The 11,746-nt window shown below is 61.7% G+C and carries 11 protein-coding genes; 6 read left to right on the plus strand and 5 right to left on the minus strand.

The annotated features are described in order from the left end of the window. Window positions 1-68: 68 nt before the first annotated feature. A complete protein-coding gene (locus tag ABJD39_RS04195; protein ID WP_348612439.1) occupies window positions 69-1,208 on the minus strand; it encodes a bactofilin family protein in 1,140 nt (379 codons plus the stop codon). A gap of 273 nt (window positions 1,209-1,481) precedes the next feature. Between ABJD39_RS04195 and ABJD39_RS04200 the strand changes: the two genes are divergently transcribed. After that, window positions 1,482-2,054: a hypothetical protein gene (locus ABJD39_RS04200; protein ID WP_348612441.1), complete on the plus strand. Its 573-nt coding sequence runs from the start codon at window positions 1,482-1,484 to the stop codon at window positions 2,052-2,054. A gap of 84 nt (window positions 2,055-2,138) precedes the next feature. Here ABJD39_RS04200 and ABJD39_RS04205 read toward each other — a convergent pair whose 3' ends face one another. Genes ABJD39_RS04205 through ABJD39_RS04220 form a run of 4 tightly spaced genes read right to left on the minus strand, consistent with a single transcriptional unit; the run spans window position 2,139 to window position 5,034 of the window. Continuing rightward, on the minus strand, window positions 2,139-3,056 hold the full coding sequence (locus tag ABJD39_RS04205) for a hypothetical protein (RefSeq protein ID WP_348612443.1): 918 nt from the start codon (window positions 3,054-3,056) through the stop codon (window positions 2,139-2,141). Window positions 3,057-3,083: 27 nt separating this feature from the next. Next, complete coding sequence (locus ABJD39_RS04210; protein ID WP_348612445.1) at window positions 3,084-3,941, minus strand: ABC transporter permease subunit; 858 nt, start codon at window positions 3,939-3,941, stop codon at window positions 3,084-3,086. Continuing rightward, the gene (locus ABJD39_RS04215) at window positions 3,938-4,855 is read right to left on the minus strand and encodes an ABC transporter ATP-binding protein (RefSeq protein ID WP_348612447.1); all 918 of its coding nucleotides are present in this window, start codon (window positions 4,853-4,855) and stop codon (window positions 3,938-3,940) included. Before ABJD39_RS04215 ends, ABJD39_RS04210 begins: the two co-directional genes overlap by 4 nt. After that, on the minus strand, window positions 4,852-5,034 hold the full coding sequence (locus tag ABJD39_RS04220; RefSeq protein WP_348612449.1) for a hypothetical protein: 183 nt from the start codon (window positions 5,032-5,034) through the stop codon (window positions 4,852-4,854). Before ABJD39_RS04220 ends, ABJD39_RS04215 begins: the two co-directional genes overlap by 4 nt. A 180-nt stretch (window positions 5,035-5,214) precedes the next feature. Between ABJD39_RS04220 and ABJD39_RS04225 the strand changes: the two genes are divergently transcribed. The 5 genes from ABJD39_RS04225 (at window position 5,215) to ABJD39_RS04245 (ending at window position 11,640) form a co-directional block, all read left to right on the plus strand. Further along, complete coding sequence (locus tag ABJD39_RS04225; protein ID WP_348612451.1) at window positions 5,215-6,057, plus strand: DUF7351 domain-containing protein; 843 nt, start codon at window positions 5,215-5,217, stop codon at window positions 6,055-6,057. A 122-nt stretch (window positions 6,058-6,179) separates the two neighbouring features. Next, window positions 6,180-7,490: a serine hydrolase domain-containing protein gene (locus ABJD39_RS04230; RefSeq protein ID WP_348612452.1), complete on the plus strand. Its 1,311-nt coding sequence runs from the start codon at window positions 6,180-6,182 to the stop codon at window positions 7,488-7,490. Window positions 7,491-7,546: 56 nt separating this feature from the next. Then, window positions 7,547-8,524, plus strand: a complete 978-nt coding sequence (locus ABJD39_RS04235) for a CPBP family intramembrane glutamic endopeptidase (RefSeq protein ID WP_348612453.1) — start codon at window positions 7,547-7,549, stop codon at window positions 8,522-8,524. Between the two features lie 289 nt (window positions 8,525-8,813). Further along, window positions 8,814-9,689 (plus strand): CPBP family intramembrane glutamic endopeptidase, encoded by an 876-nt coding sequence (locus tag ABJD39_RS04240; RefSeq protein ID WP_348612454.1) that lies wholly within the window; start codon window positions 8,814-8,816, stop codon window positions 9,687-9,689. Between the two features lie 760 nt (window positions 9,690-10,449). Continuing rightward, window positions 10,450-11,640 carry a PQQ-binding-like beta-propeller repeat protein gene (locus tag ABJD39_RS04245; protein ID WP_348612455.1) on the plus strand — a complete coding sequence of 397 codons (1,191 nt, stop codon included), beginning with the start codon at window positions 10,450-10,452 and terminating at the stop codon, window positions 11,638-11,640. The last annotated feature ends 106 nt before the right edge of the window (window positions 11,641-11,746 follow it).

Consider the following 11,746-nt stretch of genomic DNA (forward strand, 5'->3'; position numbering starts at 1 on the left):
TGTCGAATATTGGTGCCGAGAAAAACGTTGTGTCACCGCCGTCTCTCCTGTGATCTGCGCCGAGGGGTTCACTGAGTGTCTGTCGTCCGTTCGGTGGAAGACCCCATGCTTGAATCGATAAACGACTCGTCGAACGTCGTCTGTCGATCGATGGGGCCCGAGCGTCGCCGGGTTCGGAACGAGTCCCGGAGTTCCAACGCGAGTGCACCCAGTCCCAGCAGGAGCGCACCGAATACGAGGAATCCGCCCAAGACCGGGACCGCACCCAGAATGGCGAATCCGACGATGCCGACCACGAGCGCCAGCCACCGGCCGTCCCGTCCGGCCCGCCGAATGGCCCACGCACCGACGGCGTACTGGCCGTAGACGGCTCCAGCCCAGATTGTAAGTCCGAACGCAATTGCACCGAGGATGGCCAAGGGGATACCGATGATCGTGATGGCGACCAGCGCCAAGAGAATCGGGCCTCCGACAAGCGTCAGCAATCCAACCCCGCCGGTTTTTGCAGGCTCTTCAGAGACACGCCCTGCGAGCCTCGTCGAGAAGGTGGGAAAGAGAGCGAGTAGGATCGCTCCGAGCAGGAGGTTTGCGAGGAGCCCGTATCCCCATGTTACCCAGTTGGGTAGCGTGAAGGCACCGACGTTGCCTCGGAGGTTCGAATCCTCCACGACGCCGCCTGCGACCGTCGCCTCGGGATCTTGTCTGAACTGGGCGGCGTCATAGCGGAACTCGCCACCGATCTCTGCGTTCGGTCCAAGCACGATCGTCTCAGCGCCGACACGGACGTCGCCGTCGATCCGGCCGTCAATGCGGACGTATTCCGCGCCGACATTGACGTCGCCGCCGATCGTGGCGGTCTCAGTGATCTGGACGTTTCCGCTGCCGGCACTGACGTCGCCGCCGACCACGCCGTCAATGCGAACGTCCCCGGCGGCGCCCGAGATCGATCCCTCAACGCGCCCACCCTCGGCGACGTGAATCGTCCCGGCGGCGCCGGAGACGTCACCCGTGACAGTTCCTCGGACTACAATGCTCCCCGTGAGCGCGTTGACGCTGGAGACTGTCTGTCCTTCTTCGACGACAATCGTCCCCGTGGCTCCCTGAACGGACTGTGCTGCCGCGACACCAGTCACTGTCGAAAGGAGGAGTATCGCGACAAGGACGACCGCGACGCCCCGATGCCCCGCTGTCCCGAATGATAGACGCATACCACTCATATCAAATCAATTGCTTAAAAGTTTGATGTGATTTGCGCGGTACAAGACGTACCAGTCTTCACTCCAAATTCTATCAGCGGGGGAGACGCCCTGTTCTCCCCCAACAATAACCAACGTCGCTGCTCAGGCACTCTCAGGCCACCGACGACCAAACGTCCGTACTCACGGGACGACGTTGACGAACCTATAAAACGCAAGGAGAATATCCGCGTCTTTAGGCGCGAGAGGATATCAATTGAAGGCGCCCTTCGTCATCGGTCACACATGAGCATGTCTGTCGCAGGCGAGGCTCGTCACGTTGACGAGGAAGATAGCCAGTTCCCGGCGTACGGACCGATAGAGGCAATCCTCGGCTACCTCCTGTTCTACGTCCTCGTAGATCGCGTGACCCCGGCCGTCGTCACAGTGTTCAGCGATACGGTTCTCGATCTGTCACCCTCGTTCGTTCGATTCGGGCTCGCGACCGCGCTGTGGTTCATACTTGTGGTGACCGCGATCGACCAGACACGGCGTCAACTCGCGGAGCTTGGCGTCGGTACGTACAACGACTACCAACTACGCGTGTGGTCACGCGTCACCTCGCCGCCGTTCCGAACAGCCGGGTACCTCTTGGCGGTGATCGCCGGCACTGTCGTCGCCGTGATAACGTTCGACCGTGCGGTCGAGGCCCTGCTGTCGCTTATCCCCGTCATCGCCACCGTCGACGTCGTCGCGTTTGACCTCGTCGAACTGTTCGTGATGGTCGTGTTCTTTCTCTCCTACAGTGTCGCAGCTCACACCCTCGACAGGCTGGTGATCGGCGGAATTCGAGTACTGATATCCGAGTGGTTTCGATAGCGACTCTCCGGCTCTTGCTATCCACACCCAGTCAGGGATAGATCCGACCCGCTCAGATCGCTCCCAACTGCTCGATACCTATCCTCAACAGATCCGGTCCGTGTCAGGCTCCGAGAGGACACTGAGGACGTGTTCGCGGAGCCGATCGGTCGCAAGCGACCCGGTGACGTGCCCCTTATCGAGTACGGACAGCGACATCCCCGCGTAAGCCGGACGCTGTCGGTCGTACTCGATGATGCGGTCGTAGCGGGCAAGAAGCGGGGCACAGTTGGTCGCGTCGACGGCCCTGAACTCCTCCTCGAAGTCGAGCACCTCACGGAGGTGGTCCGGCCGTCTCCGGGCTGCCCCGGCAGTCATTTTCCGATAGACGGACGAAACGAACAGCTCGCCCAGCGCGGCCCCGGCGAAGATCGGGGCGTACCGATCGACGGTGTCGAAGCAGGCCCGGTGGAGGTTGACAGCCCAGCCTCCGAGGCTGATACCCGATGCGAGAACCGGGCTATTGGTTCGATCGCTCGCCTGTGTCGCGAGTGCGTCGATGAGGGCGGCCGAGGCGGCGAGCATCCCGACGAAGTTCTCGAGGTCGCCCATCGCCCGGGCGTACTCCATGTTCGACCCGTCGTGGAACGGTGCCCTGACGGCTACGAGATTAGCTGGAATCTCTTCATCGGTTTCGACGAACAATCGCCGAAACGAGTTCGAACTGAACCGCCCGAAGTCGAACGGTCGCTCGCCACTCCCGTGGTGATAGATGAGCGTCGGATAGTCCGGGCCACGCCATTGCCAGGGCATGTACGCCGCCTCGAACGCCCCGATCGGTGTGTCGACGGGGACAGTCTGCTCACCAGCACGATCGAGATCGTCGACACTGGCCTCCGACTCACTCGCCACCTCGATGAGCGGTCGTGAGTCGAACGACCGGGCGAAGAACTTCGCATCGCGCAGAAAGCGTGCACTGACCTGGATGGTCCCGACATCGATGAGTTCGTGGATGTTCGTCATCTGACTCGGAAGTCGGTTCAAACACTCTTAGAGGTCCGCTCGGTTGAACCGGTAGTATCCAACGCCGAACGGAACGATGAACCACAACACGAGAGCGACAAGGCCGACCTCGGGAACGAGGTAGAATGGATCGGCCGGAGATGCTTCGACGCCGGCCTGTCCGGCACCGCCGGCAGCGTCAGCCAGCCCCGGCAGTAGTGCGACAATAGACGAGAGGTACGCGGACGACGGCGATAACTGACTGACGAGGAATACCCAGTCGGGCATCGATGCCGGGAGTCGGAACCCGGAGGCAACGTAGACGAGCGCCATCGGGACGACGTCCCAGAACAGTTCGAAGACGACGAAGAAGCCGAGCGCGAGCGTCGTTGCTCGGGAGGTCGAACCTGTCGTCGCCGAGAGACCGACCACGATGCTTGCGTACACGACTGCAAAGCTAAGCGTGGCTACCAGGAATATCAACGCGGCAACGACATCGAACCCACCGAGCAGGAACCATCCGAATCCGAGTCCGACCACGAGACCGACGCTGAGGCCGAATGCCAGGACGGCCGCCCGTCCGGCGACCTTGCCCGCGAAGACGGCAAGCCGATTAGTGGGCAGCGAGAGTAGCAACTTGATGCTCCCGAGTTCGCGCTCGCCGGCCAGTGACTTGTAGGAGACAACGATGGCGGCCAGCGGGACGAACAAACCGGTCAGTCCGACAGTGAAGAAGAGCAAGCCGGCGAAGGTCGCCCCACCTGAGCTGCCAAACATTTCGGGGACTTCGACGTAGGCGTACGTCGAGAAGAGCGACAGGACGACGAACACCGCGACCAGCGCCCAGAGGGCCTGCGACTGGACCGCGTCGCGGAAATCCTTCTTCGCAACGACGAACCAGGTCATTTCCGAACCTCCCGATTCTCGTTCGTGTAGCGGACAAAGAGGTCCTCGAGGGACGACTCAACGACCGAGAAATCGTGGACGGACGTGACTTCGTCGATATCGCAGAGTACGGCGAACTTCGAGCCATCGTTCACGGCTACGCGAAGCCGGTCAGTGTCGATCGACGCAGTTCCGACTCCCTCGATCCGTGCGATCTGCTCGACGATGGTGTCACTGAGATCTTGCACGGATACGTAGAGAACCTCGCCGGCCTCGGTGGCATCCCGAAGTCCGTCGATCGAATTGACGGCGACTAGTTGACCCTGGTTGAGTATCGCCACCCGATCACAGACAGCTTCCACCTGCTCCATCACGTGACTCGAGAAGAAGACGGTCGTCCCGCGCTCGTTCTCCTCGCGGATGATATCCCGCATCTCGCGGGCGCCGTTCGGATCCAGGCCCGTCGAGGGCTCGTCGAGGACGAGCAACTCGGGGTCGCCGACCAGCGCCATCGCCAGCACGAGCCGCTGGCGCATCCCCTTCGAGTAGCCGCCGGCCTTCCGGTCGGCAGCGTCGGCGATCCGAACCCGCTCCAGCAGGTCGTCTGGGTCCTCGTCGGCGCCCTTCATCTCGAGAACGAATTCGAGGTGCTGACGCCCGGTGAGGCGGTCGTAGACGTGGTAGGCGTCGGGCAGTACGCCGGTCCGCCGTCGGACCGCTTCACCCTCCGCCTGGGCGTCGTGGCCCAAGACGCGGACAGTCCCCGACGTCGGGCGGACGAAGTCAAGCAGGATATCGATCGTCGTCGACTTCCCGGCGCCGTTCGGTCCGAGGAACCCGAATATCTCGCCCTCCTCGACCTCGAGGTCGAGATCGTTAACTGCCAGTACATCGCCGAATTGTTTCGTCAATCCGTTGATCTCGATCGCAGTCATCTCATATCCTCCGGCGGTTCTGCCCGCTCGCCACCCACGTCGGCCGCTCCGGATATCGAGCTCAGCGCGAGTTTCTCTCGTCCATAGACGGCCACGATATCGACGAACCTGCGCACGGAGATGACGACGTGCGTCGCGACGGGATGGCCCCCGACAAAGGGGACGCGTACAGTGGACATATTCCGAGCGAACACGACCGATGGCGATAAAAGTATCTATTATATTACATTTATCAGAGAAGTCACGTGTATCGATTATAGATAGATTTCTGATGCGAACACGGGAGTCGTGGCGGCGGTCCCCCAGGGATCGGCCGGTCGAAACGGACTTGCCGTCCGGTATCGTCTCCGGATTCACCCGTGAACTCCAGCACTGCGGACGCCAAGGACGCTTTCGGCGTACTGGCGAGCCGGCTCCGGCTCCGGATACTCGAGGCGCTCCGCGACACCGACGCTGACCGGCGATACACCTTCACCGAACTGTACGAGGCCGTCGATGGTCCGAACACCTCCCAGTTTGCCTACCACCTTGACCGCCTAACCCCACGATACGTCCAGCAGTCGAATAGGGGGTACGTCATCACCGATACGGGCCGCCGCATCGTCCAGTCGGTGACCGCCGGCGAGTACACCATCGAACCGGAGTTCGAATCAGTCTCTGTCTCGACGCACTGCCCGGAGTGCGGGGACACCACCGGGGAAACCACCTACGACGGTCGGCTCGCGAACGTCGACTGCGGGTCCTGTGGGAGAAACCTGCTCCGGTACGATCTGCGCCCCGCCCACGTCGCCGACCAGGACTGCCGAGCCGCGTTGCGTGCCGCCGACCGGCAGATGCGAGCGGAGTTCGACACGGCGCTCGACGGCGTCTGCCAGCGTTGTGGGGGTGCAATCGAGGAGACACTCCAGACCGGACCGAACGTCGACCCGGCCACCGCGATCGTCTCCTGCGTCTGCTCGCAGTGTGGTGCGACCTACTCCGGGCCAGTCGAGATGGCGCTGCTCAGTCACCCTGCGGTCGTTGGACGGTACTGGGCAAAGGGACTGGACACGCTCCGGACACCGCTCTGGGAGCTGTTCGAGCACCTCTCGGCGTTCGACGTCGCAGTCGTCGACGACACGACGGTGCTCGTCGAGCTACCGACCGGGGACTCCTTCCGGATCGCCGCTGCGGACGGACTTGAGATCCAACAGCGAGACTGAATCAACCGTTTCCTGGGCGAACAGAACGACCCAGAGACGACGATGGAGTCGGCCGGGATGCAGTCACCCGGAGTTGGTCGACTATCCATTTATTGCGGGCCCCCGACTATTCTTATCATCACATGACGCCCGGCACCGGCGATCCTGACGGCTTGGCGGACAACCGTGAGGATGACGGGAACGACGCCACCAGTGACTGGTCGTCCGGTATGCTCCCGGTTCCGGACATCGACCGGCGTCACGTCCTACGGATCCTCGGTGGCACGGCCACGGCGGCCGCCCTGGGAATGGCAGGCTGGGCGGGCCGTGCCGCATACCTTACGTCAGGCCTCGACCGGACTGACCTCGCGACGGCGCCGACCGAGCGGAGCCGAGCGACCGGCCCTGGGGCGGACGCCGTCCCCGGTGAGGCACTCTTGGCGGAACTTGACGCTCACAGCGAGCGACGCGACGCCGTCGGCTTACAGGCGACTGTCCGGTTCAACGGCGGAACTTCTTGGCGTGGCGTCGCTGGCAACGCCGATCACGACGACGGCGCGCCGCTCTCCTTCGACTCACAGCTCTACGTCGGTAGCGTGACGAAGCTTTTCACCGCCGCTCTGACACTCCGCCACGTCGACCTCGGGGTAATCGGGCTGGACGACAGCCTCGAGGAGTGGGTCGACCTCGCGTACGCCGACGAGGTGACGGTGCGGATGCTCCTGAACCACACCAGCGGCGTGCCGAGCTACACCGAGGACGCCTGGTTCATCGCCCGGTACTTCGGTCAGCCCACGAGGCGCTGGCAGCCTGCGGAGCTGATCGACCCGGTCCGGGACACACCGCCGAAGTTCGACCCCGGATCGCGCCACGAGTACTCGAACACGAACTATGCGCTGCTCGGGCTGATACTGGAACGGGCAACTGGCACTTCCTACGGCGATCTCCTCGCTGCACTCGTCCGGGAGGAACTCGGCTACGACCGGACGTACTACCTCGATTACTCCGACGACGCGGTGATTGCCAACGCCTACGATGAGTCGATATTCGGGCTCGGCCGCCGGAACCTCACCGGGTTCCGGACGTCGCTTGAATCCGGTGGGTACGCCGCGGGGGGCGTCCTCTCGACGGCCCCCGACGTCGCCGGCTTCCTCCGATCGCTGATCGACGGACGCGTCCTCACGAAGGAGGCCCTCGAGGCGATGCGGACGTTCGTCGATGCGCCGGACGAAGACGTCCCCACCCAGCGGGGCTACGGACTTGGTCTCCGCCGGGTCGATATCGACGGTGAGGAACTCATCGGCCACACCGGCACGATCCCTGGCTACTCGGCGGTGGCCCTCCACCACGACGATCCCCCGTACACGATGGCCGTCCTGAGTAACGTCTCGACGATCGACCAGTCTGGGATCGCCGGGGCCCTCCAGTCGGTCATCCTCGACCGATACTACTGACGAGACGGAGCGGTCCACCGGGACGCTACTATAGAGCGGCGTCTCGATCGTGGTCGGTGTCGCTGCACACGACGCGACCCCCAGAGCAACACTTACACTCCCGTCTCGGGACTCCCACGGTAGAATTCACCATGACGGACCCGGGGACCGATGGGAGTGGGTATCGGAGTTCTAGCTGGCGTTCGAGAATTCGGGAAACGGACCGGCGGCATCCGATCGCCGTTCCACTGCTGTTGTTCGGGCTGGCAGCGATATTCCGATTCATCGATATTTTCGTCCTCCAGCTCGACGAACTCCTCGGCGAGATCATCCTCTCGAAGTTCCTGGGGTTCCTCCTCGTCCTCGGGTACGTCTGGGCCCTCGGACGGACCGTCACCTCCATCGGCCTGCACAGAAGAGCCATCGGAAAAGTCGTCCTCGTCGGTGGCGTCGGGACCGCCGTCGTCTTCGTCGCGGCGTTCGGGTTCCAGTACCTGGCCCTCGCCGGCACGGAGCAGTCACCTGGACTGGTCTTCGTCGCCATCGATCCGAAGACGGGTCTGGAGGGCGGCGTCTGGTTCACGGCGTTTCTCCTCCTGGGGAACGTGGTGAACTCGTTCATGGAGGAGGGGCTGTTCCGGGGCGTCATGCTCCCGCACTTCATGGGCGAGCTGTCCTTCCATCGGGCGAACCTCCTCCAGGCCCTCCTGTTCGGGCTCTGGCACGCCGTCTGGCCGATGAAGGACGCGGTTACGGGCGATCTTACGGTGGGAGCGGCCCTGACCGAGGCTGTCGGCCTTGTCCTGGTCACGATGGCCGCGGGCCTCGTCTTCGGCTACCTGTTCTACAGGACGGGGAGCCTCTGGGCACCCTGGCTCGCCCACACGATCCACAACTCGGCGTTCAACGTCGTCCACATCCGGACGGTCGACGGGCTCGACGCCGATATGGGAGTGTTGCTCCCCGTACTGGTAGTCGGGTACGTCCTCCTGGTCGTCTGGACGAAACTACTGGCGCAGCGGTTCGACCTCTCCAGCGTCGAGCCGTGGTCGTGACGTTCAGGAGAACTCAGCCCTGTGGAACCCGGGACCCGACGCGGTCCGCGTCCCGTTCACTCATCAATTAGTTAGTAAGTTCCCGACAGGTTGAATCGCTCATTCACTCATCACGGGGCCACTCTTCCGGAGCCATCCTTCTGTCCATCTCGTCACAGATCGGCGGGATACCTGGTGCAAACCACTCCCCGTTATGTCAATGATTTATCTTTAACACAGAAACGTGATCTGTCCGACCAATTATTAGATATCCAACACATTTATCGGCAGAGTCTACACTACCCACGCTATGATGAGCAATCAGACCTCCTGGATCGAAGAGCATCCAGTCGCAGCGTTCTTCGTGGGCACATTCACGTTCACGTGGATCGTCTCGGCCCCGGCCGCGTTTATGCAAGAGAGCTGGACCGCGTGGATCCTCATCTACATCGGCAGCTTCGGCCCGCCAGTGAGTGCAGCCGTGGTGACGTGGGTACGCGGCGACGACGTCCGAGCGTGGGCCCGCCAGATCGTCCGGTGGCGGGTCGGCTGGCCCTGGTGGGTGGCCGCCTTCGGAATCCCGATCGGTATCGTTGCGGTCACCACTGTCGTGCTCGCGGCTATCGGTGGCCCGGTTGATATCGACCAATCCTTGCAGTCACCCGTTCTGATCGCCATTGTATTCGTATTCGGACTCACAGTCAGCGGTGGGTTGAACGAGGAACCGGGGTGGCGAGGGTTTGCACAGCCCTACCTGAACGAGCGATACAGTGCCCTCTCAGCGAGTCTAATCCTCGGCGTGGTCTGGGCGCTGTGGCACCTCCCGTACTTCCTCATCCCGATCACCCCTCACTCCGGTTTCACGCTCGCTAATCAACTCGGATGGTTCGCCGGGATCGTCCTATTGTCGGTGATTCTCGCGTGGGCCTACAACAACACAGGTAGCGTGCTCATCGTGATGGTCCTCCACGCGATGGTGAACACCGCCGACATCCTGCTCCCGCTGGCGCCGGATCTACTCATCGTCGACGGTGTCATCAACGAAACCGCCGTCGCAACGGTCACGGCAACTCAATTACTGGTCACACTGCTCGTCGTCCTCGCCATTGTCGCGTACTTCGGCCGAGAGTCCCTCGCTCACGGAGAGATACCGGGGACAGCCTACATCAGAGGGAAAAACCACTGAGCCAGAACCCACCGCACCGACAGCGCGGCCACAAGCAACCGGTTGCGGTGCGGACTGCGGCGTCGTATACGATACGGTGGTGAACGTAGTTGCAAGCGGCGCGTCGCAGTAGGGAGTCAATCGTTGGACGGGAGACCGTCGCCAGAGCATGATCGGGATAGCCACTGAAAACACCATATTAGTATCATAACATCTCGGTGACCTAGTTCTCACACTCCAACCGCCACGTACAGCGGATGTGCGTATCGGTTAGCGGCGTCTAGAGGCCAACCAATACGAAAGCGGGTAGGTCACAAATAAGATTTCCAGTGTCGCTACTACCAGACTGTAAACGTCTGGAGGAGACACCTGTGCGGCAATAGCGAACCCGAGTATGATCAGGCCGGATTCAAAGACCACAAACTGTGTTCGATTTGACGGACCCACTACCCAAATATTGGTCACTTAGGGAACAGCTCCATCGGTGAGGTCGCGGACTGTACGTACCGAAGCGACTCACCACGTCGAGGCAAGTTCTCATAATCGGGTTCGGAGTCGAACTGCCGCTCAGTAGGTGTACGAAGTTAACGAATGAGGGCTAATACCACTTCGACGTCAGTCGATGACAAGGTCCGCCAGCGGAACCAGCGGCTCACTGCCCACAGATTGGCAGGTATCATCGGAGGCGGCCTGATGGTTCGATACAACTGATCTGAATCTGCGGCAAACAGCGGATATCCTATGCAGAAGAGATTTGATCTCTCGTTCAGACTTGTGAATGATGCCCTCCAGACGCGCAGTACTTGCAGGTATTTCCACCGGAGCCCTCACCTCTCTCACGGGGTGTGTGAGCACCAAGAGAACCGGTGCGACCCCGGGGACCGACTCGAACACGGACTGGCCGATGTTCGGCGCTGACCGTATGAGGTCAGGATATGCTCCCTCAGCAGCCGCCCCACGATCGTCACCTACTGAGCGCTTTACCGCCTCGCTTGAGGGAACTCCGATCGGACAACCGATCATCGCAGACGGGACTGTGCTACAGTCGACGTGGTACGGGATCGAAGCGTTTGATGCAGTTAGCGGAGAGTTGTTGTGGCGATTTCGTGACGAGGAGCCGGGAGACACAGCCGTCCAGTATCAACCACCAGCCGTTCACGATGGGGTCGCATACGTCGGGACGGAATCCGGGCTCGTCGCGCTCGATGTGGAATCAGGCGACGAACAATGGCGTATCGAAACAGCCAGCCGAGTATCTGCACCTCCTGTGGCGGGATACGACTGGCACCACCTCTACATCGGGACCATCGAAGGAGAACTCCTCGAGGTATCGCTGGAAGACCGTGCCTCCAGCTCGCCGGGCACTGTTCGATGGAAGAGATCTGTGTATGGCGAGATCGTTCGGCTCGTTGCTCCGAACATCGCTGGTGTGACAGCGGGGACGACAGGTGGAGAAGTATATATGGTCTATGACGGGCGCGGGCTCTGGCGAACGAAGGTCCCTGGTGGCGTCACTGCAATGACGGCCGAGCAGGGCAACTCGCTGTATGTTGCGACCTTCGGTGGGGGTGTCCTCAAACTGCGAACCGCCGCACACGCCGGGCGCGTAAGCTGGCACACAGAAGTTGGACCGGTCGCTCAGGGGCTACTCGTTCGCGCCGCTGGCGCGGTGTACGGCGCCGATGGTGGCGGGCTCACGAAGTTGGGTACTGATGGCGGACGCGAGCGCTGGACGTTTGCTGAAGCAGCAAGCACTATTCCCGCCGCAGCCGGTGATACGCTGTATATCGGTGGTACCGATAGTATCCTCGCGTACAAACTCTCTGGCGGGACAGGTGTCGCCGGAGCACGAATCGACCCACAGCGATGGCAGTATACCCACGATGGCGGGTACGCCTCGGGTGTGAGTATCGCCGATGGGGCCGTCTTCGCAGCCGTTGGCGACGAGCCACGTCTTCTCGCAGTAGAGTGACTACACTGGCACTGTTGAAACACAATTAATTCGGGACTATATGGGGAGAAATAACCGTTCAATAGGCAAAACCCACCAAACGGCTATTTCAGCGGGAAAGTTGTCG

This window comes from Halobaculum rarum (genome assembly GCF_040025155.1).
GTDB lineage: Archaea > Halobacteriota > Halobacteria > Halobacteriales > Haloferacaceae > Halobaculum > Halobaculum rarum.

Bases quoted from the DNA above. Each gene is read 5' to 3' on its own strand.
- ABJD39_RS04195 (WP_348612439.1), bottom strand. From the start codon at position 1,208: ATGCGTCTATCATTCGGGACAGCGGGGCATCGGGGCGTCGCGGTCGTC.
- ABJD39_RS04200 (WP_348612441.1), top strand. From the start codon at position 1,482: ATGAGCATGTCTGTCGCAGGCGAGGCTCGTCACGTTGACGAGGAAGAT.
- ABJD39_RS04205 (WP_348612443.1), bottom strand. From the start codon at position 3,056: ATGACGAACATCCACGAACTCATCGATGTCGGGACCATCCAGGTCAGT.
- ABJD39_RS04210 (WP_348612445.1), bottom strand. From the start codon at position 3,941: ATGACCTGGTTCGTCGTTGCGAAGAAGGATTTCCGCGACGCGGTCCAG.
- ABJD39_RS04215 (WP_348612447.1), bottom strand. From the start codon at position 4,855: ATGACTGCGATCGAGATCAACGGATTGACGAAACAATTCGGCGATGTA.
- ABJD39_RS04220 (WP_348612449.1), bottom strand. From the start codon at position 5,034: ATGTCCACTGTACGCGTCCCCTTTGTCGGGGGCCATCCCGTCGCGACG.
- ABJD39_RS04230 (WP_348612452.1), top strand. From the start codon at position 6,180: ATGACGCCCGGCACCGGCGATCCTGACGGCTTGGCGGACAACCGTGAG.
- ABJD39_RS04240 (WP_348612454.1), top strand. From the start codon at position 8,814: ATGATGAGCAATCAGACCTCCTGGATCGAAGAGCATCCAGTCGCAGCG.
- ABJD39_RS04245 (WP_348612455.1), top strand. From the start codon at position 10,450: ATGCCCTCCAGACGCGCAGTACTTGCAGGTATTTCCACCGGAGCCCTC.